Genomic DNA, 23,365 nt, shown 5'->3' on the forward strand with positions numbered 1-23,365 from the left:
TTTTTTTATTTTTTAACGGCTGTTTTATTAAGAGACCTTTGCACGAATAAGGTGTCAAGATTGCAATAAATCAGTGAGAAACAAAAGAGCTTAAAAGAGGTGATGCATGCAAACTAACCAAAGCTTACTGGCCTATGCCTATGGCGTGCCGCTGGTTCAGGGAGTGTACAAAGTATTGCCCGAGGACTTTAGGGTTGAAGAGCAAATTGGCTACCCATTAAGCGGTGACGGTGAGCACTTATGGTGTTGGGTTGAAAAAACCGGTGAAAACACCGATTGGGTGTTACAGCAGTTGGCTAAGTGGGCCAATGTGCCTAGCTCGCGGGTGGGCGTGGCGGGACAAAAAGACCGTCATGCCGTTACGCGACAGTGGTTTAGCATTCAGTTACCAGGCCTGGTCAATCCGGATTTTGCAGCGTTTAATGTTCCAAACGTTCGCATTTTAAAGTGGCTGCGTCATGGACGAAAGCTGCAAACTGGCGGGTTGTCGGGCAATAAATTTACCTTAGTGGTGCGCGATGTGCAAAATCACGTGCAAGACGATACTCAAGACGACGTGCAAGGCAGTGCGCAAAGCAATGTGGTCAAGGTGCAAAACCTCTTAGACACACGTTTAGCGTGTATTGCCCAGCACGGCGTGCCCAATTATTTTGGTGAGCAACGTTTTGGCCATTTTGGGCACAATTTAAAACAGGCACAACGCCTGTTTGCCGGAGAATTAACCCGCGTTAAACCCAATCAAAAAAGCCTGTATTTATCGGCGGTTCGTTCGCAGCTCTTTAATCTTATGCTGAGTGAGCGCGTGGCCGATGGTTCTTGGAACCAGCTGCTGGCGGGCGATGTACTGCAGCTCGAAGGTTCTAATAAATGGTTTTTAGAAGACGGCAGTGCCAACTTAGCGCAACGTATGCTTGATTTAGATGTGCATCCTACTGGGTTACTGGCCTCTGATGGTGTTAGTCAAGCTGAGCATTCGGTTAAGGTGTTAGAAGAGCGAGTTTGTGCCCAGTATCCCGATTGGATTAAAGGCTTAACACAATTAGGCTTAAAATCAGATAGACGTGCTTTGCGCGTTAAGCCGCTGGATTTTAGTTGGCATTGGCTACCAACGCCTGATAAGAATCTTATGTTACAGGTTAGTTTTACCTTGCGTCCGGGCAGTTACGCCACCATGGTGCTGCGTGAAATTATGCACACCCTAGACGCACAAGCCCCAACGCACGCAGCCAATGCTTAACCGCTAATACCTGATTGCTAATACCTGAATTGCTAGGGCATGTTGCGCTCGTGGCGTTAAATATACGGATAAGCGTTTGTGTTTTATGTGGGGTTGATGCAAAATAATTTTTCATCCCAAATTGTTTAATCTTTGGGTCATCATAGAGCCATTTAAAAATGGCCGTTTTAGATGCTGCTTTACAGATGAGTCCATTAATGAAAGCGATGCTTAGCCACTTAAGTCTATTGGTAACTTCTTTTTTAACGCCTGCGATTGGCATGTTTGCGATTGTGTGGTTTTTGGTGGTGGTGTTGGCATCGTGGTATTTGGTACAGCAACATCAGCAGCGTCAACAAGAAGCGGCGGTTATTTCGGTCAAAGGTTTGTCGAGTTTAATTCAAAGCAAAGTAAACAACTATCGCCTTGTTTCCCGTTCAATTTCTAATCATCATCAAGACCGTATTTTGATCTTTCAGAAGGTGGAGGGTATCCATACGAGTTTTCAGAGGTTTCCGAAGAGATTTTTACATTGTTTGCTGATGCACAACAATTTGTAATTTTAAATGATCTTGGCATTCCGGTAATTGGCAGCCCCAATTATTTACTGGGCCCGCGGTGTCTAGAGCAAATTGATAATGTGCTAAAGGCCGAGGATACGCCCAATGTTTTAGAGGTGCATGAACACAATGGACAGTACCGACATTACGATATTATTACTAAACTAGAGCGCGGCTCGCAGCAAGCCATGCTGTTAATTAGTTTTTCTTTAGACGGCTTTAGTCATCTGTTAGACGACTTTAGCACGGCTGAAACTGAGTTTTTGTTAGTCGATTCGCATTCAATTGAAAACGTAATTTCAGCTACTAGCGCGCATATTCCGAGTATTCAAGGGCGTATTTTGCCCAGAATGTTGGCCTCTGAGCCCATTGCAGATACCGCATGGCAGGTGGTCGGGTTGCACAAAGTAGGCTCTTTAAACGGTTACGAAAAACAGGTGCTGTGGTTGGCAACGTTGTTGTTTGTAATGGTGCTGGTGGTGGTGGCGTTGGTGTGGCGACACTTTAATAAAGTGACGTTAGCGCGCAAAAAACTGCAAGAATCCTCACGCCATGACGCCATGTTTAACGCCGGCCCTACTGTGCTGTTTGAAAAAGATGCACAGCACAATATGGCCGTGCGTTACGTGTCGCCCAATGTAAACACCCTGTTGGGTTGCGATGCGACCAGCTTAATTGAACAGCGCGGATTTATGGATTTGGTGCATCCTGACGACATTGATGCCGTGAGTGTTTTGATTAATCAGGCCATAATGGCCGGCAAAACCGAGGTGGAGTTAGAATACCGGTTAATGCATCAGGTAGATTGGAGCTTTAGATGGGTTTACGATTTAACCCATATTTTATACGACGCGGCAGGTCAAGTTGTGGGTTTGCAAGGTTATGTAACCTCGGTGCACGAGCAAAAGTTAGCCGAACAACGCGCCAACGATTTAATTGAAAACTCACCCGACGCTATGGTGGTAAGCAATGAGCTCGGCGAGATTATTTTGGTCAATCAAGCCTTAGAAGAAACCTTTGAATACACGCGTGCCGAATTAATAGGTCGGTCGATTGACTTGTTTGTGCCCAACAGCAAACGCGATGCTCACGTGCGGTATCGCCAACAGTATTTAAGCATGCAAGACGTTAAACGCTATCAAATGGGGCAAGAGCGTGAGTTGTTTGGTGTGACTAAATCGGGAAGACTTATACCCGTTGCGGTCGATTTAAGCCGCATGCAAACTCCCGATGGGGTGTTGATTTTAAGTATTATTCGCGACATTACCGTGCAAAAAGCCGCGCAAGCGCAAATGCAAACGGCCAAAGAAACCGCCGAATCGTTAGCCAAAGCCCGCAGTCGATTTTTGGCCACCATGAGCCACGAAATTCGCACCCCAATGAACGGCGTGCTGGGCATGACCGACTTATTACACGACACCGCGCTAGACACTACACAACGTAATTATTTAAATGCCATTAAGCAAAGTGGCCAGGCCTTATTGGGCATTATTAACGAGATATTGGATTTTTCAAAACTCGATGAGGGCGAAATGCGCCTAGAATCTCAGCCGTTTGATTTGTACGATGTGGTCAACGCAAGCGTGCAATTGCTGATGCCTCAAGCGCACAATGCCAAAGTAGAGGTTAATTACCATTTTGAACACATTTGCCCCAAACAGTTTAACGGCGATGCCGGGCGTATTAGACAAGTGGTGCTTAATTTATTAAGCAATGCAATTAAGTTTGCCCAAGAAGGTCAAGTAGATGTAGGTGTGAAACTGCTTAATTTAACCCCAGAAGGCGCGCAGATAGAGCTGTCTGTTACCGATAACGGAATAGGCATTGCGCCAGATTATCAAGCCAAACTGTTTGATTTTTTTACCCAAGCCGACGATTCAACCACCCGAAAATACGGCGGCACAGGATTGGGCTTAGCCATTACTAAACAGTTGGTAGAGCTAATGGGCGGTACGATTGGGGTAGAATCTGAGCAAGATAAAGGCAGTACGTTTTGGGTTAAGTTGCCGATTTTACTGCATCAAGTGTCTGAAAGTACCGACAGTAAATCATTGGATGAATCGGACGCGTTAAGGGCTTTAGAAGAAGCAAACAGTGTAGACGGTGTAGACAGCATGGATAATGTGGACAGCTCGGGCGTTCAAGTTATTGAAAGCGACAAGCCATTGCTAAATCGCAGGGTGTTGTTGGTAGAAGACAATCTTATCAATCAAATGTTGGCGGTAAGCTTGCTTGAAAAACTCGGAGCCACGGTAGACGTCGCCAATAATGGCTTAGAGGGTTTAGAAAGCTGGCGCTTGCACGGCAAAAAATATTGTGTGGTGTTAATGGATTGTCAAATGCCACTTATTGACGGTTATGAGGCCACCACGTTGATTCGTCAAGAAGAAGAGTCGAGCGATGAGAAGTTTCCTATTCCTATTGTGGCCTTAACCGCCAACGCCATGAAAGAAGATAGGGAGATGTGTTTTGCTGTGGGAATGAGTGACTTTTTAGCCAAACCCATTAACATAGCCCAGTTTAACGCCGCGGTCGTTAAGTGGGCTATTATTGGATTTAACCGACATTAATTGCGATGCGGTTTAAGCGTTTAACCAGGCCTGGTCATTACGGTTAAGCACCACAAAAGCCCCGTCATTGCGGGCTTGACCCGCAATCTACTGCGGTTACGGCGTTAGATGCCGTGTCGTGGCACGGCATGACGGTAATGTGGATTGAAGATGAGCCAATCAAGATAACCAGGCCTGGTTAAATCCACTTTTCAAAGATGTTTATACAGTTCTTTGGGGTCAATCAGCGGATTGCTGTTTATGGTGGCGGTTTGGCCGTTTACGGTGGTGTAAAAACAGCTTTTGCGGCCGGTGTGACACGCTGGCCCGGTTTGGTCTACTAGCAGTAAAATGGCATCGCCGTCGCAGTCTAAACGCAACTCTTTTAGTAATTGCACTTGTCCCGATTCTTCGCCTTTGCGCCAGTAGTTTTGGCGTGAGCGTGACCAGTAACAGACCCGCCCCGTTTGCAAGGTTTCGGCCAGCGACTGGGCGTTCATCCACGCCATCATTAATATTTCTTTGCTGTCAAACTGCTGGGCAATGGCCGGAATTAAACCGTTTTCGTCAAACTTAACCTGGTCTTTTAAACGCGCCCAATCAATGTGTTGGCCTTGTTGTGCGTTTTCGAGTTGTTTAAAGCCAACGGCGTCGGCAGCCAACAAATCAAGAGGCTGAGTGGGGTTTGACATAATAAAGTTCCAAGTAAACGCACGCTAAAGGCGCGCTAAAAAAGTGTGCTAAGGCTTACTTACCTTGCGCTTTGGCAAACGCGGCGGCAAACGGGTTGTTGGTAATGGCTTGGCTTTGCGCTTTGGCGGCGGGTTTAAGCGCCACATCGGATTGTTTGCCTTTTAACAATAAGGCGTTAAACAGTTCAACCGTGGCGCGGGCGTCGGCCAGGGCGTCGTGCGCGTCGCCCGGAAAAGGTCTGCCCAAGGTAAGCTCGAAAGCGGCGGTGAGTTTGGGTGTTTTGTAGAACCAGTACATGCGTTCACTGTGCCAACGCATCGCGCCCATTAAATCGGTGCTTAGTTGGGCGGCGTCCAGCCAGGTGTTGTAGTCGAGTTCAAAGGGCAAGATTTTTTTCTCGGCACTTTTTTCAAGATACATAAAATCGCTTTCGGTGCTGTAAGCCAACACCACATCGGCGTCTTTTAATACCGCGTGAATGGCGTCCCAGGCTTGCGCCAAGGTGGGTTGGCCTTGCACCATGTCGGTGGTAATGTTGTGTTTTTCGTTGTCGGGAATGTCGTAACCTGGGTTAATCAGCTGGTTAAACAGCTCGTTGCCTTCTAAGTCGCAGGCCGACAATTGAATAATGTCGGCGTCGGGATCGGTGCAAATATTGGTGGCTTCGATGTCGATGCACACCACCTTTTTACCTTTTAAACTGTCGTTAAGTTCTTTGAGTTTGTACAGCGCGTCGTTGCGGCGTTCTTGAATTAGACCAACCACTTCGGACTGACAAAACTCTTGCAATAACTCTTCTATTTTTTTGCGTAATTTGACCATCGATTTGGTCAAGGCATCGCGCACAGCCTGCTCTTCGGAGCAACGTTCAATAAATTGGGCAATGCTCAAAGACTCTTCTTCAATCATGACATTCGCCAACACCGCATCGACCAATTTGGGGACGTTAAAATCGTAGGTTTCCAGCGCCGGAATCACCACATTGGCGTTGAGCAACGATTTTTCGCCTTTGGCGGGCGAGGCCATGATTTCGACCCCTTTTATATTGAGTCCATCGGATGCGGCGACGGCCACAAGGTACTCTTTAAGGGGTTGATTGCGTTTGTCGATTAGGATTAATTGGGCATGGCTCATGTGGGATTCATTTTGGCAGTTAAAAGAAGGCGCTCATTTTAACAGGTGTGGCTAAGAGTACGAAGTTAATTGTTAAGGCGCGTTTAAGTTTGACCAGGCCTGGTGAGTGAGTTTGCCGTGCCACAATTACCGTCATGCCGTGCCACGACACGGCATCTGCCCCGTGCGCCGTATCGGCAATAGATTGCGGGTCAAGCCCGCAATGACGTGGTTTTTGGTTTTGAATTCAACTAATAATTGTAATGACCAGGCCTGGTTATACATTAAGGTGCTTTAAAGTCTACCCAATGAATGAGCGAAATCTGGCCGTCGTGGTCTTCCACCAACGCCGTACACGATTCAACCCAGTCGCCGCAGTTGTAGTAAGTAAGCTCGGGGCTTAGGGCGCGAATTTCGGCGTGGTGAATGTGTCCGCAGACCACGCCGTCCATGCCTTTTTCGGCGGCGGCTTTGCCCAAAGCGTCTTCAAAGGCCGAGATAAAATTAACCGCGCGTTTCACCTTGTGTTTTAAATACGCCGATAACGACCAATAGCCAAAGCCCATTTTATGGCGCAGATGGTTGTACCAGCGATTGACGTGCAGCATGGTTTCATACAGACCGTCGCCCAAAAAAGCCAGCCAGCGATGACATTGAATCACGCCATCAAATTGGTCGCCGTGAATGCACCAGAGTTTTTTGCCCGTTGCGGTGGTGTGTTGGTATTCGTCTACCAGATGAATGTTGCCCAAGGTTAAGCCCGAGTAACGGCGCAGCATGTCGTCGTGATTGCCGGTAATGTAGACAATTTTGGTGCCCCGTTTGGCGCGGGTTAAAATGCGCCGAATCACATTGGTGTAGCTTTGTGGCCAAAAGACTTTTTTGCGCATACGCCAACCGTCAATAATGTCGCCCACCAAAATGAGGGTGTCGCAGTCGTTGTGTTTTAAAAAGTCGCTTAAAAAGTCGGCTTTGCAGCCTTTTGAGCCTAAATGGGTGTCGGATATCCAAATGGTGCGATAGTGGTGTACGGCGGTTTCGTCTGGAGCAAGCCCGCCATGCGTTTGGGAGCCATCAGGCTCTGGAATGGTTTGATTGTGTAATTGAGTCACTAATTTAATAACCGACTGGGGTTCAAGGTGCATGCAGACTCGCTTAAATTTCGTGTGATTGAAGCAGTTTGGGGCCAAAGGTACGCATGATTTTGGCCAGGCCTGTTAAGGTGGTTTTTTGTACCCAGGGCAAATGTTTAACGTACAGAGCCGTGTATTCCACCTCGGGTTTCCCACCTCGTCGCCGTTTAAACTCGCCAGCACCCGAGCTTAGGTTCATGGTTTGACCGCGTTCAAACGTGATTTTTAACAAGGTTGCCATCAGCAAACGATACAGCCCTAGTTCTTTGGGTTGTTGCGTGTCGTAGCCCACAATGGGCGTGGTAATAATGTCTTGCTGGGTAAGCAGACCGATGGTGGCGATGATGCGACCTTGCGGGTTTCTAAAACTGTAAAACTCAACGAGTTGCTGTTGGTGCAAAAATTCAAAATATTGCTCAGTAAAGTTGGGGTTGTAAGCCGAATGTTTTTCAATAAATAGCTGATGAAAACACTGCGCCATATCGGCAAAGTCTTCACTTAAATGTTCGTGCGGCAACACTTTGGTTAAAAGGGTTTTACGCAACAAGCGTTGGTCGTTTTGGGTGTTATTGCACTTCCACCAAGTGGGGTTGTGTTTGTCAAACAAATACACTTGGCGAGCTGGCATCAAAATCCACCCTTGCTGGGTTAAGGTGTGCATTAACTCAGGGTTGGTTTGGACGTTGAGCGAGCGAATAGAAAAATTATGTGAAGGATAGCGGTCAATTAAATTAAACGTTAGGGTTTGCACTGTTTCGGGTGACCATTCGGGCAGTAGATTGGTGGACACCAACCAATTGTTAATAGACACCGAACGGTTGATTTTGCCAACTTTTAAAACCACCGATGTAACGCCAATCACCCCGCGCAACACAGCTTCTAACAATGGGTTTTTAAGCACGCTTAATTCATTGCGCGCATACGTAATGTAAGCGGTGTAGGCCGAGCAGACATAGCTGTTGTCGTAATCGGTGCTGTTAATGGTTAAGGGCACATCATCGTTGCCTACACGCAGGGTTTGCAGCTCGGTTTTAACATTGGCGATGTTGTTGCTTACCCCGGTAAGTTGAAAATAATGCGTCCATAACTTGGCCAACGAGGGACGCGGAGGCTCTGTTTGCGCTGAATCGGTTTGGGCAAAATGATACGGCATGCCAAAAGAATTATTGTGCGTGGACATACACATGCACCCCGCCGTAAATTCCTGAACGGTCTTGCTCGGTAAACTCGTGGTTTATGTTCGTGTCGGTGCGCCAGTGGCTTAATAATGCGCTTGGTAAATTTTCTTCTAATGGAGAGGTAATACCCGCTGTTCTAAACACAACGCGCGCATTGGGTTGAGCAGTACGATTAACTTCTTGCCACAGCTCGGTCAGTTGTTGGGCGTCCATCCAGTCTTGCGCGTCTAAAAACAAATACGCGTTTAAGCTCTGCGCGGGCATGGCTTTTAAGCGTTCGGTCATAGACTGGTGAAACACCTCTACATTGCTTTGCCCTTGGCTTACGGCTTTAAAATGCGGGGCTTGCAAATAGCGCGGCACAGCTTGGAGGTGTTCTATATCGTATTGGCGATTAAACGCCTGCCATGCAAAATAGTTGGTTTTAAGGTCAAACTGACACGCCAAGCGTCGAGCGCGCGTTTGCAGTAAAAGGTGCATGCCTTGGTTTTGCTGGTTAGATTGTTCAACCATTTCGTTAAACTGCGCGGGCGGAATTCCTAGGCTGTACAAGACCACTGGGCGGTTGGATAAAAACTTTATTAAACGGGTTTCAAACACCGGGGCGACATGCTCATCAAACAGGCGTGTTTGCTCGGCCAAGGTACGCGCTTGCATCACTTTACTGATGTCGTAGCCTAATTGGCGCGAGGTCCAATGAATTAAGCCAATAAATTGCCCCAATAAGCCGTGGTTGTAAAAGCCATCGGTAAAAAATTCAATGCGCTTTTTGCCCCAAACGCGCTCTTTGCCTTCCCAATAAGCCAAGGTTTGTGAGTCTAGGTTGGGTTTTAAATAGGCGTGGTAATGGTCTATGTTTTTGGGCAAATTAGCGCGGCCAAAAAAGTCAAAAAACGCTTCAAAATCAGGTAAATGTTTTAACGCCGCGAGTTTTAAACGAATTAACGCAATGTGCGCTTCGTTTAAATCGACCACGGTAATGTGTTCGGGTTGCACGCTTAAATAATTGAGTGCGTTGCAGCCACCCGAAGAAATAGTAAATATTCTTGAGTGTGCATTTAGGTTAAGTGCCGCAATATCCACCTCGGGATCTTCCCAAATTTGTGGGTACACTAAGCGATTAAACCAACGGGCAAATAAGCGGTTTTGTAAGCCTTTGAGTGAAAAAATTGAGGTGTTGTGCACCGCATTGTCCAGCAAGTTTTGGGTAGAAGGCGTGGCGGTGGAGGTGTTAAGGCTATCGGCTGTTTGTGAAGTAAGAGAGCGTGTAAAGTTCATAAGAGTGCACCATTAAATTAAGTGGCTCTATGCTAAAACCCACCGCTAAATATCGTGTGAACTTTACATAATAGTTACGTAACAGAAATATGACGAACCTGAGTTTTTCAACTTAACTTAACCAGGCCTGGTAGGCCTGGTTAAGTTAAGTTAGGTTAATAGAAGTGCCTAAAAGCTTACCTCTCTTTAAGTTAAGGCTCGCTAAATTCGTAGTAGGGTTTAAGTTGGCCTTCAAACGCATAGGTAAATTGATACGCTGTTTGCGGTTGCGATGATGGTTTTTGTAAGCCTGTAATATGAGTGGGCGTGTGGGTGGTAAGGCGAGCGGGTGCGGTTAAGGAAATATTTTCTTCAACAATCATGGGAAAATAGCCGTCAAAAAACTTACGCATATACGGCCCACGCTGCACCGCAAATCCGTTGGCTACGCGAATTAAGGTTTGGCTTTGGCCTTTAATGCAAATGTGCGCTCCGCGACTTACATTAGACAGCACCACCACGTTTTCTTGGGTAATGGCCTGTTCAATGCCTTGTGACGAAACAACGTTTAAATTGCGGGTGCGCTGTGCGTTATAAGCCACCTCGACTTTAGAAATGGGGTCAAGCTGATAGTGGCATTGCGAAAAATCAATCCAGCCGCTGGCCAAACTGTTGTGGTCGATTTTAAGGTCGTTTTTAAGCCAATAACTCTCTTTATTGGCTTTGTCACTCCACGCAAACCCTTCGGAGGCCACATGAGCCGTAACCGACTTTAAGCCAGAATCGTCTAATAGCCAGGCTTTTTCAGCCTCGGTTAAGCCTTCTAGACTTTGACTGATTTCAATTTGAGCCATAGCCACAGAATAAGGCGATAGTAACAAAAGGCTTAGAGCAATTTTAGCCACTCTAGCCATCTTAGAAATCTTGGCAGTCGCAGTATCAGCCGTCGCAATGTAAGTAAAAAGAGTCATAAAATAAGTCCAGGTTTGGTGTAGTTGTGCATTTACTTTAGCACAATTGTGTCTTTCTGTACCGCGCTTGCACTGAAAATGTATAGTTTTTGGCTGGTTATTGTATAATTTTTTTAAAGGAGAAACACGATGAAAAAAATGAGTAATTAAGATGTTGCCTAGAATGATAAACAAAACTCTATTTGACCCCGATCCCGCATTGTCACGACAGCCACAAATTGTGGCGAGCGTATTAACGTATTTGGGTACGCTGCCTTTTTTATATGGTGTGTTGTGGGCGTTAAATGTGGTGGCAACGCCGCCTTTGCCGTTTTCGATTGAAGCGGCTTTAATGGGTTACACAGTGGTAATTATTAGCTTTATTGCGGGGATTCACTGGGGTTTGGCGGTGAGTTTTTACAGTCACCGTTCAACGCAGCAATGGCACAGTAATGCTAGGCCATTAGACGATGACACCGAATTTTGTAGCCTAACACGTCAGCAAAACTCAAAGCATTTTAGCGAATCTAATTTTTCGATTATGGCGTTATTTATCAGCTCTAATGTTATGGCGTTGTGGGCTTGGCTTATGTTGCTTTTATGGTTTGTGTCAACTCAACAGGCCTGGTCAAGTTGGCTAAGCTGGTTGGGCTTAGCCATGGCGTTTGCAGTATTGTTAACGGTTGATTACGTCTGGGCCAGAGTCAATGATACGCACTCATGGCTTTGGTTGTTACGCTGGCAAGCCAGCAGTGTGGCCATTGTGTCTATGTTTGCAATGGCCTTTAAAACGGCTTAAAAACGAACTGCAAAGGTCTTATTAGGTCTGAAATGTTAAACGTTAAGTGTTTAGCGTTAACTTAAATCGTTAATTTAAACCTTTAACTTTTCAACAGAAATAATTAATTCCTCGGTCGCTCTTTTCATTTGCTCTGTCGTGGCATAATTTTCTTCAACCAAGGCGGCGTTTTGCTGAGTTACATCGTCAATGCTTGAAATTGCTTTGTTAATTTCAGCAACGCCTTTGGCTTGTTCGTGCGAAGACTGTCCAATTTGTATAACCACCGAGCGCATTTTTTGAGTTTCGGCGGTAATTTGCTCAAGATAGGAATTAACGCGGTTTACTTTTTCTACACCGCCCTCAATGGCTTGCGATGTTTTAACCGTTAACTGGTTAATCTCTTTTGCAGCGTCGGCTGATTTGCCCGCTAAGTTACGAACTTCACCTGCCACAACGGCAAAACCTCGACCATGCTCACCGGCTCTGGCGGCTTCAACGGCGGCGTTTAAAGCCAGCAAGTTTGTTTGAAACGCAATAGAGTCAATTAAGCTGGTTATATTTTGAATTTGCGACGATGCGGTTTGAATATCATGCATAGCAGATTGTGTTTGATGCATGGTTTCGTTAGCGTCATTTAATACAATAACTTGGCTTTCGGCAATGGCAACAGCCGATTGCGTTGATTCAAGATTGCTTTGAACCTGAGACGATGTTTGCTCCATAGCGGAAGAGGTTTCTTCTAAAGAAGCCGCTTGTTCTTGGGTTCGTTCATTTAATGACAATGTGCCAGAGGCAACAATATCAACCGCCTCATTAACATCATTTGTAACCGATTTTACATGGTTAATGATTTCTCTTAGGCCCGTTACGGCTTTGTTTAGCGCCTCTTTTGCCTCAAGAATTTTGTATTCATACGGGTTGGTAATAAGCGTTCTAAAATCGCCTTCGGCCAATCGTTGTGCGGCAATCACCACGTCATCAAAGCCTTTTGATAGGTTCACCAACGAGTCGTTAATAATATTAGACAGCTTTTTAATATCGCCCTTTGTTTGCGACTCAATTCTAAGTGAAAAATCGCCTTTAGACACTTGCAACATAACGTCATCAATCTCTTTAAACACCAGCGATAAATCGTGCATGGTGTTTTTAGCCGATTCGACAATGTCAAAGTACTGGCCTTTTAAATCATTTGAATGCGTATTGCCAAATTGACCTTCGCGCAAGTCGGTTAACACTTCGTTAATGCGTTTAAAAGTGTTTTGCAGACCGTCTACGGTGCTGTTAAGTTGGTTTTGAATGACTTTAAAATCGGCTTTGTATTCTTGGTCTAATCGAGTGGTTAACTCGCCTTTTAAAATATTGCTAAGCGACAAAGACACATCATTAAACGCTTGTTGAAACTTGCTTACCTGGTCGTTATAGGCAAGCGCAAGAGCGGCCATTTCATTGTTGCCTACGCTTTCAACGCGAGCAAATAAATCGCTAGAATCTACCGCCGCTTGAATCTGTTTTTCCATGCGAGCAATAGGACGAATTAATAAAAGCCAGGTTAAAAACAGCAAAGACAAAGACGTGATTAAGGTCGCGGTAATGACACTGTAAAAGGTGTTTTTTACCACCGCTAAATTTCCATCCAAATACGTTTGATAAGTCGATGCATTAAGGCTGGTAACCGAGTAGCCAATAATCTCACCGCGAATGTCTTTGATTTCGGATGTGGTGTGAATGTAATCGCCTTGGTGAATGGTTTTCTCAAGCGCCAACGCCGTTATGTCAACGTCTGCTAACACTTTCAAATGGTCAGCCGTGATTTTGCAGGTTGTCGCTTCCTTGCTTGAGCACACTCTAAATTGTTCATCTTTACCGATGGTTTGGTTGTCTTTATTGGCTTCAAATACTTTAGGGGGTGCTTGTTTGATGTAGTCGTTTTTAATGGCAATTAAAAATAGTGACCACTATTGGCTTCAAGCTCTTTTTTAACCGATTGAAAACGTTGCGTCATCTCAGCAAGACCAATAAAACTCCCTTGATCTAAAACCGGTACCAGCGATTTGATGCTTAAGCCTTGCTCGTCAAACACAAAGTAGGATTTTTTAGTTTTGTTTTTAAGCATGTCTTTAACGTAACCGCGGCCTGATGGCGATACGGTTTGTTCGTGGTCTTGAACCCAAGAGCGATAAATTGAATTACCTTGTGGATCATAAAGTTGCACAACGACATTTTTTAAATCACTGCTTTCTCGGTAGTGCGCAGAAACCCCGCTTAATTCTTTAATTAAGGTGGCTGTGTCTAAGGTTTTAATGGCTGTTTTTAATTCAGAGGATTTAGTAATGCCCACTAAATTGGTTTCACCAATCACTTCTTTTTGCGCAATCATGCCGTCAATTTGAGTGTTGGCCGCGTTGGCGTAGGTCATTAAAGATGACTTTTTAACAAGCGCTGTTTGAGTTTGCTCGTACACATAAGCGCCGGCAAGAATAGAACCGGTCGTTATAACCGCGACAGCAATCATCATGGGCAAGCTTTTTAGCTTAAACACATTGCCAAACGTGCGCATGTAAAATTTGTTTTTAATAACGCCATTGTTAATAACAGAATGACCTTTGGCTAACGAGTCCATTCGGGTTTTAATGTCGGTTACTTCTACCGGAGTAAGGGCGCGCTTTATGGCGGTATAGCCTTTGTATTGACCGGCCGTGCCTAGCGGAATAAGGGTCATGGCAAGGTAAATGTCCTGGCCGTTGGCCATCGTTTCAATTGTAAAGCCAGTGTACGGATGGTTTGAGCTGATGATGCGCACAATATCGTCTTGAATCGCCGAAGGAAAGTTTCGTGAGCGAAATTCACCAATTTTATGCTCAACCATGTCATTGTCTGTGCGATACCCAAGCAGGTCTAAATAGTCTTTATTAACCGATAAGATAACGCCGTGTTCGTTGATTTTTGCGGTGGCTCTTAAATTTGCACTCATGTTTATTCCCGATATTTATCTGTATTTGTTTTATTGCACTAATGAATGGTTTTATTGGGTGCGTATCACAACGGTTTTTTAGTGCAAAAACCGATTGTCAACCTGGCTGAATTTACTGAATTTGGTGAACTTTACTCAATGCCTAATAGAGCGTAGTTTTTAGCTTGGTAGTTTACATAATTATCAACGAAGTCCTACAAGGTAACGCGAATAAACATCTAAAAATAAGCCTATGGTTGAGTTTATGTACGTTAATGATAGGCATAAATTACATAATTTCCATTTAAATTTAACAAAAATTAATTAAATGAGACCTTTGCACGAGTCAGGTGCGAAAGAAAAATGAGGAAAAATTCACCTGATTGAGGCGGAAAACGCAGTGAATAGCTGGCTATTCACAAGATTTTCAACAAAAATCAGATGAATTTTAACCATTTTTATTCGTGCATTGACTCGTGCAAAGGTCTCAAATAATAAACAAACCCACCGGCACGCACTGGATTATGCCCAAGCGGTAAACGCAATGCGAGTATTGCAAGCATCAACCAGGCCAGTTTGTTTACCGCGCCACGATTACCGTCATGCCGTGCCACGACACGGCATCTAACGCCGTATTGGCAATAGATTGCGGGTCAAGCCCGCAATGACGATGGAGTTGTTGGTAGTGACCAGGCCTGGTGAGTTTGTTTGCTGTGGAAGATGATCGTCATGCCGTGCCACGACACGGCATCTAACGCCGTATTGGCAATAGATTGCGGGTCAAGCCCGCAATGACGAGGTTGTGTGGGGTTTAATAATGACCAGGCCTGGTTATCTTAAAACGGCTGATTCTAAGTTATTGAACAGGGTTTTCAACATCGTTTGCGGTAATTATAGGCTATGAAACCCTACAGATTCATTTGACCATTACAGTTTTGATGGTGTGGTCTTGAAAGGTCAAAGTAAAAATAAATTCAGAATTAGAAAACGTTAACAGTTTCATTTTTTATTTACCGAACCACTTAGTTGAGCATAGCGTTGAAACAGGTGGTTGACTCGTTCGAGTGGGGTTTTGAAGCCGTTGCTGGAATAGAGTTTATCGACCGCTTTGTCGAGGGTTTGGTGGGCTTTGCGTAAAGTGCTAGGCATGAGATTGGGGTCGTAAAGGTCGGCCAGGCTGGTGTTGGGGTCTTGGGTAAATTCTTCGGCACGCGCATCCAAAATGGTTTGGGCGAGTTTTTCAATGTGGGCGGTTTGTTCGAGCGTGACATCTGGCCAAGGGAAGTTGTTGTAAACTAGTTTGGCGGAATAATTAAATCGACTTTCTAATCTACCCGTCACCACGCTCATCCAGTCGTAATGCATTTTGGAATTGAGAATGCCAAACTCATAAAGCGTGGCATTGGGAATCATTTGATTGCGGTCGGTTGTGATGGTATCTGATGTTAAAAATGCCATAGGCACATATTCACGGCGCTCAGAGGAAACTCTGGGTACAAGAATATAACTGCCCGTTTTGGGTTGGCGAATTTCATCAAATAGCCATGATTTATTGGCAGATTCTTGAGTTTTGGCTTTGGTACTTGCCAAACGCATGGTTTTCACGCCTTCAATCCGGGTTTTAATTTCGGGGATTTGCATGAGGTCACGCAGTTGCTTGGTGCTGGCGTCGGCTAACCATAAACAATAGCGTTCACCGTTATTTAAAAACTCATCAGCGCCTAGAATTTTCTTGATAAATTCAACCAGGCCTGGTTGTTTTTGCAGCAACTCTTGCCTTTCTTGCGGAGTTAAAAACAAAAATCCGCCATCTACTGGTTTATTGCCATACACCATTGGCGTTACTTTACTAATAGGTTTACTGCGATTGTCTATCACTACATTGGGCGCATCAATCAAATAGGGGTTAATGTTATTGACCGCAATTTCAAGCGGTTCGCCTTGTATGTCTGGGTAGTCATAAATAATTTTATTGGGCAGGTTGGTGTGGCAAAAGCCGATAATGACACAATGCACGGCGGCTTTGCCGTGGGCTTCGTTGTGCCATTGAAAAGTGCGGTGGGCAAAGTTAAGGTGAATGCCCATGTCTAACAGCGGTTGCCAAAGGGTGGCCACTTGTTCGCCCATGGTAATGGAATTAGTGGAAACCAAAGCGCATTGGGCGTGTGTGCCTTGGGTAAATTGAGCGGCCTTCATAAACCAGCTGGTGACAAAATCGAGCGACTTCCAGCTTTTAACAATGCCTTTAAATACACATTCTTGACTGGCTTCTTGTGCTTTTGAGCGAAAATTTTTACCCACAAACGGCGGATTGCCAATTAAATAATCCAGCTTTTGCGCTTCAATCACCTGCGCCCAATCCAGTTCCAACGCATTGGCATGATGAATTTGGGCGTGTTCTTTGAGCGGCAATAAATCGGGTTCAAAACCAAACACCTTGGCAAACTCCACGTTCATTTGGTGTTGCGTTAGCCACATCGCCACCTCGGCAATGCGGGCCGGCCATTCGTCAATCTCAATGCCATAAAATTATTTAAAGGGATGGCGGGTTGAATCTCTAACTCAATATGCCCTTGGCTTTGATCGGTGCGTTGGACGTGGAGTATTTGCAGTTCTAGGCGGCGCAATTCTCGGTAAGTAATAATCAAAAAGTTGCCACAGCCACAGGCGGGGTCTAAAAAAGTCAGGTGGCGAATTTGTGTGGTCAGTGCTTGCAGTTTTTGGTTGCGGGCTTTGTCGCTTTTAAGTTTTAGCGCGTCATTCAACTGGGTTTTTAAGCGTGTTAAAAACAGCGGTTCAATCGTTTTTAAAATATTGGCTTCACTGGTGTAATGTGCGCCCAAATTGCGCCGTGCAGTTTTATCCATAATACTCTGAAACAAACTGCCAAAAATGGCGGGGCTGATGTCGCGCCAATTAAACAAACAGCATTCAATTAAGGTGTTGCGCATTTGGCTGGTAAAAAACGGCATATCAATGCGCTCTTTAAACAGGTGTCCGTTTACATACGGAAAGGCTTGCAACTCGGGCATCAGGTTTTTATTGCGTTGGTCGGGGGCTTGGTCCAGCACTTGAAACAGGCGTTGTAGGTGCATTTCGGTGTCGTTACCGGTATCGCAGGTAAACTTGAGCAAATATTGGGTAAATTGGTGGCGGTTAAACACGCCGGTGTCTTCGGCAAACAGACAAAACAGCACGCGCACCATAAACACTTGCAGGTCGTGGCCGCTAAAACCGCTTTGTTCTAACGCATCGTGCAAATCGCCTAACAGGTCGGCGGCTTTGATATTAAGTTCTACCTCGCTGATGTCTTGCACGGCTTTGCCTTGCATAAAGTCAAACAGGTGCAGGTTGTCGGGCAGTTGGTCTAAGGCAAAGGTGTAGTCGGTGCGGCCTTCTAGGTCGTAAAGTTTAAAGGTGTTGAGGTCACACACCATAATATAGCGCGGCAAATCTTGGTCTTTAAGCCCTTTAAAGTAGCCCACACCTTGTTGGTAGGCGTTGCTTAAACTTTGCCCGGTCGATTTCATCTCGACCAACAACACGCCTGGCCAAAAGAGGTCGATGCGCTTGGTGCCTTTTTCGTCGGTTTTAACGGGTTGTTCAAAACTGGCCACGCGCTTGCGGTTTACACCAAAAATGGCAAAAAAGTCGTTTAAAAAACTTTGGCTTTCGGCGTTTTCTTTAACGGCTTGGGTGTAGTCCATTACAAATTGATGGGCGTGGTTTTTAATGTCTTGAAACGATAAGGGCATGGGATGGCTTTGATTTATGAGAAGATGAAGGGTGTGGTATTAGGCGGCTTTGTTGTCTAAATTTATGTTTAACATGGCTTCGATGCTTAGGTGGTAGTCTAAAGATTCCCACTCTATTCCTGTGGCATCGCAGATAAGCGTGTACGTTTTAATTTGTGCAATACTGGCTTTTTCAAGCGTTGGATACCAACTTAGTGGCGTAGAGATACGCCGACCATCTATTAAATCGACATGTAAAAATTGGTCGTCTACATGTACGGCTTTACCGGCTAAACCATTCATTCCATTTCTCCTTGAATTGGGTTTGATGTTGTTTGGTTAATTCTAAGGCCTTTTTGAGCTCTTTTGAATTTAAGGTTGAGTAAATCACTTGTAGCGTTTGCAAATCTATTTTTGCCCATCGATTTTCTTTAACAATATGGACATGTGCCGGGGGGGTGGTCGTTGGCATAAAACAAGAATTTTAAACCTTCGTAATTAAGCAGTGTTGGCATTAACCGTCCTTTAAGAGACTTTTTGATGAGTGAATGCACGTATTAAAACGCAATGCCACATTGTAAACAATTTAAGGCTGTTTATCACGTTAACCAGGCCTGGTAACTTTGTTTAATGAGACCTTTGCACGAGTGGGGTGCGAGAAAAAAATAGGCGTAAGTACCCCTTGAGGGTAAAAAATTGTCCTGATTAAGGCGGGAAACGCAGTGAATAGCTGGCTATTCACAAGTTTTCCAACGAAAAGCAGGAAAATTTTAACCATTTTTGGCCGTACATCCACTCGTGCAAAGGTCTCAATGTATTTAGCGCGTAGCGATTACCGTCATGCCGTGCCACGATACGGCATCTACTCTCTACCGTCTACCCCGTGCGCCGTAACCGCAATAGATTACGGGTTAAGCCGGCAATGACGGGGCTTTTGTGGTGTTTAATGGTAATGACCAGGCCTGGTTAGCTGGGTTTTTGTGTGCTTAATGCCAGCAGGTTTACGATGGCGTGCAGGGTGTTTTGTAAATTGATGGGGGCGTTTTGTAGGGCGCTAATCAGGTCAATGGGTTGTGGGGTGATGCTAAACAGGGCGTCAAATGCGCTGAGTGGATTGGTTGGTGCGTGGGTGCTTGAGTGGGCGCTCAAGTCAATCGCGCCGCATACACCAATGGTGATGGGGGCGGGGCTGTGGGCTTTGGCCAGTTGGGCTAGGCGCAAAGGCAGTTTGCCGTATTGGGTTTGGGTGTCTATTTTGCCTTCGCCGGTAATGAGGTAATCAATGCGGTGTTGGGCAAACAGGGCGTTTAGGTTTAGGGTTTGGTTGAGTACCTCAAACCCCGGTTGCATGCGGGCGTTTAGCAAACCCATAAATCCGGCGGCCATGCCTCCGGCGGCACCTGCGCCCGCTAAGTCGTGAGTGGCCACGCCGGTTTTGGTTTGTATGCAGTCGGCAAAGTGGCTTAGGGCGTGTTCAAGGGCGTCCATTTGTTGCGGTTGCGCGCCTTTTTGGGGCGCAAATACGCGGGTAGCGCCGTGTTGACCCAAGAGCGGATTGGTGACGTCGCAGGCGATGAGCCAGTCAATGTGGGTTAAGTGCGCGGGAATATCGCCAATGCGGTGCAGTTGACGCAACGCTTGTGCGCCCAGGCCAATGGGCTGGCCTTTTATGTCGAAAAGCTCGATGCCTAGGGCTTGCAGCGCGGCCGCACCGCCGTCGTTGGTGGCTGAGCCGCCTAGGCCAAGGACAATTTTTTTGGCACCTAAGTTAAGCGCGGCGTTAATCAGTTGCCCTGTGCCGTAGGTGTGGGTTTGCATGGGGTTAAGTTCGGGCGGGCGCAGTTTGGTGAGTCCCGAGGCTTGTGCCATCTCGATAATGGCGGTTTGAGTGTGCGGCGCCCAGGCAAAGCGGGCTTTGACTTTACGTCCCAACGGATTGGCGACCCACAGACTATGAGGGCTGTAGGTTTCAAAGGGCTGTGTTACGTTGGCGGCTAAAAAAGCGTCTACAAAACCTTCGCCACCGTCCGACATGGGACGGCTTATGACGGTGGCATTGGGCAATCGGTCTTTAATAACGCGTTGGGCAATGGCGCAAAACTCGGTGGCGCTTAACGAGCCTTTAAAGCTGTCGGGGGCAATTAAAAACGTCGGCGCATGGGCTTGGTTTTGCGGTGGCTGTGTCATGTGCGTTAACGCCATTTTATCGAACAACCCATGCTCGGAATTTGCTCTTGCGGGCCTTGTCCGGTTTGGGCAACTTGTTTTAGGGCTTCTAATAGGTCACGGCGTACGCCTTGGGGCGCGGTTTCTTTGCGTGATTCGTCTAAGCGGCCGCGGTATTGCAGTTGCAATTGGGCGTTGTAGCCAAAAAAGTCGGGCGTGCACACTGCGCCATAGGCTTTGGCTGTCTCTTGCGTGGGGTCAATGACATAGGCAAACGGAAATTGCCAATTTTGAGCGACGGTTTGCATGTTTTCGTAGGCGTCTTCGGGGTATTGGGTGGTGTCGTTGGACATGATGGCTAAGCTGTTAATGCCAAATTGGTCGCGCAAAATTTGTGTGTCTTGCACTAAGCGTGCGTGTATCGCCTTTACGTACGGGCAATGGTTGCTTATAAACATAATTAATAGACCATTTTGGCCGCGCGCTTTGTCAAGCGTCCAGTATTGGCCGTCTACACCCAATAGATTAAATTGGGGCGCGGGTTGGTTAAAGTCACAAATGGGGGTGGTTAAACTGGCCATAATAAAATCCTGGTTGCGTAAAGGTCTCAAGGCTAAAAAAATAATCAAAAAAAACCCTGCTGTATTATGAGCAGGGTTAGATGCGTCTTACCATCGTTACATTAAGTTTAGCGTGGTATGAAGTTTACTTTGCGGCTGAATACAGTTCAGACACTTTGTTCCAGTTAACCACGTCCCACCAGGCCTGCATGTAGGCTGGGCGTAAGTTTTGGTAACGTAGGTAGTAGGCGTGTTCCCACACGTCTAACCCTAAAATGGGCGTGCCTTTTACATCGGCGCAATCCATTAATGGGTTGTCTTGGTTTGGAGTAGATGAAATTTGCAACGCGCCGTCGGCGGCCACGCTTAACCATGCCCAGCCAGAACCAAAACGGGTTGCGCCGGCAGTGTTAAATTTTTCTTTCATGGCGTCAAAGCCGCCAAAGGTGGCGTTAATGTCGTCGGCCAACGCACCAGTGGGCGCGCCCATGCTGTCGCCGGTCATAATGTCCCAAAAAAATGAGTGGTTGTAGTGTCCGCCGCCGTTGTTACGGACAGCGGGCGCTAAGGTGCCGGCCACGGCGCAAAGTTGTTCGATGGTTTTGTCTTCTAGCTCGGTGCCGGCAATCGCGTTATTGACGTTGGTGATGTAGGCTTGGTGGTGTTTGGTGTGGTGAATTTCCATGGTGCGAGCGTCAATAGACACTTCTAAAGCGTTGTAATCGTAAGGTAGAGCGGGTAGCGTAAAGGCCATGATAAATTCCTATTTAAAAGAGTCGTTAAAGGATGAATAGGGTTCTATTGTATTCACTATGGGTAAATTGTAAATAGTTGAGTGTTTTAATAGGGTATTACAGCGTTTGTTAACAAATGTTGTCTAAGCGCTCGGGTGGAGGTGCCATATTGCCGGCTTTTTCGATTTCATTGGGCGGCATTTGCATAAAATAACCTTTGCTGTGCAGGGCGGCCAAAATTGTGTCGGCGTCGCCACGCGGCATTTTACGCTCTAGGCTAAGGTCAAAATCAATTACGTGCTTGGGTTCACCAAACATCACCAGCAACTCTTTGGGCAGCTTGGTTAAGCCATCGCTTTGCGGCACAAATAAAAACAGTTGATCTTTTTTAGGACTTTTATAACTGGATACGGTAATGGGGTTCACGCGGTGATCTCTTTTTAAAACAGCAAAAAATGAACTGCATTGTATCAAAAAAAACCGTCGCCCCATAAATGCTAACGCGCTAAATTTAACGCCTAAGCGTTTGAAAAACTTGACCAGGCCTGGTCATTTACTTATTCTTATGGGCTTTGAATAACACAATTGGATTTTAGCGCCATGTTAGGAAACAACGTTACAGTGTTTGGTGGGTCGGGATTTGTTGGCCGTGAAGTGGTTAATGCGCTGTCTAAAGCCGGTTATGTGGTCACTTTGGTGGTGCGCAGACCCGAGCGCTTTCGTGAGTTTGCGCTGTTTCCTAATACCAAGGTGGTGGCGTTAAGTGGTTACGATAAAGCCGATGAGTTGTACGCCACCTTGCAACACGCCGACATTATGGTTAACCTAACCGCCGACCGTTTAACCGGTACCGAAAAGGTGGAAGAGGCTGATTTGGTCGGTGTAGCGCAAAAACTTAAGGCCGCTGCCGAACACATGGGCGTTAAGCGCGTGTTGAGTTTGTCACTCATTGGCGCGTCGTCAACCAAGGGTGACAACGATTGGTTGCGCCATTTGGGCGAAGCCGATGGCTTAATGATGGGCGTGGTAAAAGCCGATGTCACCGTATTGCGCGCGGGTTTATTAATTGGGCCAAACGACGGCGTGACCAGTGCGTTTATTAAACAGTTAGACCGCATGGCGTTATTAATGGTGGCCAATGCCGACACCGTTGTGCAGCCGTTATGGGTTAAAGATTTTGCCCAAGCTTTTGTGCAAGCCATTCCACAAAAAGCGTTGTTTAACCAAAAAATTGAAGTGGCCGGCGAAGAGCGTTTAAGCGTGAAAGAGCTGGGCGAGTTGGTGGCCGAAATCAAACAAAAAACCGCTATTGTGTTTCCAATGTGCCGGTTAAACGCCAAGTTTATGGTGTTTTTGGGGGCGTTAGCGCCGTTTGCGTCGGTTAGTGCGCAGCAGTTGTTAACCTTAAAAGAAGACAGCGACACCGATCAAGATTTTGCCACGCGCTTTGGCTTTATGCCCAGCAGTTTAGAGTGGGTTATTGCCAGCTACGCGACGGTGCATCACATTAGAGAGCGGTATAATTTTTACCGCAGAGAAGCCGGGCGCAATTCGCGCGAATTAGTATAGCGAGACCTCTGCACGAGTGGATGTACGGCCAAAAATGGTTAAATTTCCCCTGCTTTTCGTTAGAAAACTTGTGAATAGCCAGCTATTCACTCCGTTTCCCGCCTCAATCAGGTAAAATTTTTCGCATTTTTTTCTCGTACCCCACTCGTGCAAAGGTCTCGTAGCGTTTTTTATTGCGCGTAACGCGTAACGTGTCTGTTTAAAAGCCGTCTTTTTAGACGG

The 23,365-nt window shown here is 46.1% G+C and carries 21 protein-coding genes and 1 pseudogene; 5 read left to right on the forward strand and 17 right to left on the reverse strand.

Annotated elements, in window-relative coordinates; translation table 11 throughout:
• Nucleotides 1–106: 106 nt before the first annotated feature.
• From truD to EP181_RS01195, 3 genes are all read left to right on the forward strand, one after another.
• Nucleotides 107–1,237 (forward strand): tRNA pseudouridine(13) synthase TruD, encoded by a 1,131-nt coding sequence (truD, locus tag EP181_RS01185; RefSeq protein ID WP_127470034.1) that lies wholly within the window; start codon nt 107–109, stop codon nt 1,235–1,237.
• 158 nt (nt 1,238–1,395) lie between these two features.
• Nucleotides 1,396–1,776, forward strand: a complete 381-nt coding sequence (locus EP181_RS01190; RefSeq protein WP_127470035.1) for a hypothetical protein — start codon at nt 1,396–1,398, stop codon at nt 1,774–1,776.
• Nucleotides 1,749–4,346, forward strand: a complete 2,598-nt coding sequence (locus tag EP181_RS01195) for an ATP-binding protein (protein ID WP_127470036.1) — start codon at nt 1,749–1,751, stop codon at nt 4,344–4,346. The genes EP181_RS01190 and EP181_RS01195 overlap by 28 nt, the downstream gene beginning before the upstream one ends.
• A gap of 191 nt (nt 4,347–4,537) precedes the next feature.
• Here EP181_RS01195 and hisI read toward each other — a convergent pair whose 3' ends face one another.
• From hisI to EP181_RS01225, 6 genes are all read right to left on the reverse strand, one after another.
• On the reverse strand, nt 4,538–5,017 hold the full coding sequence (gene hisI / locus EP181_RS01200; RefSeq protein ID WP_127470037.1) for a phosphoribosyl-AMP cyclohydrolase: 480 nt from the start codon (nt 5,015–5,017) through the stop codon (nt 4,538–4,540).
• Between the two features lie 55 nt (nt 5,018–5,072).
• Entirely contained in the window at nt 5,073–6,152 is a 1,080-nt protein-coding gene (locus EP181_RS01205) for a 3'-5' exonuclease (RefSeq protein WP_127470038.1), read from the reverse strand.
• Between the two features lie 263 nt (nt 6,153–6,415).
• Nucleotides 6,416–7,276, reverse strand: coding sequence for a UDP-2,3-diacylglucosamine diphosphatase (locus EP181_RS01210; RefSeq protein ID WP_127470039.1), 861 nt, complete (start codon nt 7,274–7,276; stop codon nt 6,416–6,418).
• Between the two features lie 10 nt (nt 7,277–7,286).
• On the reverse strand, nt 7,287–8,444 hold the full coding sequence (locus tag EP181_RS01215; RefSeq protein WP_172959655.1) for a GNAT family N-acetyltransferase: 1,158 nt from the start codon (nt 8,442–8,444) through the stop codon (nt 7,287–7,289).
• Nucleotides 8,428–9,720 (reverse strand): BtaA family protein, encoded by a 1,293-nt coding sequence (locus EP181_RS01220; protein WP_127470041.1) that lies wholly within the window; start codon nt 9,718–9,720, stop codon nt 8,428–8,430. The genes EP181_RS01215 and EP181_RS01220 overlap by 17 nt, the downstream gene beginning before the upstream one ends.
• Nucleotides 9,721–9,911: 191 nt before the next feature.
• Nucleotides 9,912–10,670: a hypothetical protein gene (locus EP181_RS01225; RefSeq protein ID WP_127470042.1), complete on the reverse strand. Its 759-nt coding sequence runs from the start codon at nt 10,668–10,670 to the stop codon at nt 9,912–9,914.
• A gap of 163 nt (nt 10,671–10,833) precedes the next feature.
• On the opposite strand from EP181_RS01225, the gene EP181_RS01230 reads away from it, so the two are divergent.
• A complete protein-coding gene (locus EP181_RS01230; RefSeq protein ID WP_172959656.1) occupies nt 10,834–11,448 on the forward strand; it encodes a DUF3429 domain-containing protein in 615 nt (204 codons plus the stop codon).
• A gap of 74 nt (nt 11,449–11,522) precedes the next feature.
• Here the strand turns inward: EP181_RS01230 and EP181_RS01235 are convergent, their stop codons facing one another.
• The 11 genes and pseudogenes from EP181_RS01235 to EP181_RS01275 form a co-directional block, all read right to left on the reverse strand.
• Nucleotides 11,523–13,220, reverse strand: a complete 1,698-nt coding sequence (locus tag EP181_RS01235) for a methyl-accepting chemotaxis protein (RefSeq protein WP_232023552.1) — start codon at nt 13,218–13,220, stop codon at nt 11,523–11,525.
• A gap of 149 nt (nt 13,221–13,369) precedes the next feature.
• Nucleotides 13,370–14,401, reverse strand: a complete 1,032-nt coding sequence (locus EP181_RS01240; protein ID WP_127470045.1) for a cache domain-containing protein — start codon at nt 14,399–14,401, stop codon at nt 13,370–13,372.
• A gap of 437 nt (nt 14,402–14,838) precedes the next feature.
• Nucleotides 14,839–14,994 carry a hypothetical protein gene (locus tag EP181_RS11850; RefSeq protein WP_172959657.1) on the reverse strand — a complete coding sequence of 52 codons (156 nt, stop codon included), beginning with the start codon at nt 14,992–14,994 and terminating at the stop codon, nt 14,839–14,841.
• Between the two features lie 385 nt (nt 14,995–15,379).
• Nucleotides 15,380–16,216, reverse strand: coding sequence for a type IIL restriction-modification enzyme MmeI (locus EP181_RS12830; RefSeq protein ID WP_420824413.1), 837 nt, complete (start codon nt 16,214–16,216; stop codon nt 15,380–15,382).
• A gap of 183 nt (nt 16,217–16,399) precedes the next feature.
• Nucleotides 16,400–18,135 (reverse strand): annotated as a pseudogene (locus tag EP181_RS12000) (DNA methyltransferase); the annotation flags it as partial.
• A gap of 39 nt (nt 18,136–18,174) precedes the next feature.
• The gene (locus EP181_RS01250) at nt 18,175–18,417 is read right to left on the reverse strand and encodes a DUF2442 domain-containing protein (protein ID WP_127470046.1); all 243 of its coding nucleotides are present in this window, start codon (nt 18,415–18,417) and stop codon (nt 18,175–18,177) included.
• Nucleotides 18,398–18,586 carry a DUF4160 domain-containing protein gene (locus tag EP181_RS12835; protein ID WP_197723386.1) on the reverse strand — a complete coding sequence of 63 codons (189 nt, stop codon included), beginning with the start codon at nt 18,584–18,586 and terminating at the stop codon, nt 18,398–18,400. The genes EP181_RS01250 and EP181_RS12835 overlap by 20 nt, the downstream gene beginning before the upstream one ends.
• 494 nt (nt 18,587–19,080) lie before the next feature.
• Nucleotides 19,081–20,301, reverse strand: coding sequence for a glycerate kinase (locus EP181_RS01260; protein WP_127470047.1), 1,221 nt, complete (start codon nt 20,299–20,301; stop codon nt 19,081–19,083).
• Between the two features lie 5 nt (nt 20,302–20,306).
• Complete coding sequence (locus EP181_RS01265; protein WP_127470048.1) at nt 20,307–20,861, reverse strand: thioredoxin family protein; 555 nt, start codon at nt 20,859–20,861, stop codon at nt 20,307–20,309.
• Nucleotides 20,862–20,985: 124 nt separating this feature from the next.
• Nucleotides 20,986–21,594, reverse strand: coding sequence for a superoxide dismutase (locus EP181_RS01270; protein WP_127470049.1), 609 nt, complete (start codon nt 21,592–21,594; stop codon nt 20,986–20,988).
• A 109-nt stretch (nt 21,595–21,703) separates the two neighbouring features.
• Nucleotides 21,704–22,000 carry a YcgL domain-containing protein gene (locus EP181_RS01275; protein WP_232023472.1) on the reverse strand — a complete coding sequence of 99 codons (297 nt, stop codon included), beginning with the start codon at nt 21,998–22,000 and terminating at the stop codon, nt 21,704–21,706.
• Nucleotides 22,001–22,174: 174 nt separating this feature from the next.
• Between EP181_RS01275 and EP181_RS01280 the strand changes: the two genes are divergently transcribed.
• The gene (locus tag EP181_RS01280; RefSeq protein ID WP_127470051.1) at nt 22,175–23,143 is read left to right on the forward strand and encodes an NAD(P)H-binding protein; all 969 of its coding nucleotides are present in this window, start codon (nt 22,175–22,177) and stop codon (nt 23,141–23,143) included.
• The last annotated feature ends 222 nt before the right edge of the window (nt 23,144–23,365 follow it).

Origin of the sequence: Thiomicrorhabdus aquaedulcis, from assembly GCF_004001325.1 — a bacterium.
GTDB classification, from domain to species: Bacteria; Pseudomonadota; Gammaproteobacteria; order Thiomicrospirales; family Thiomicrospiraceae; genus Thiomicrorhabdus; species Thiomicrorhabdus aquaedulcis.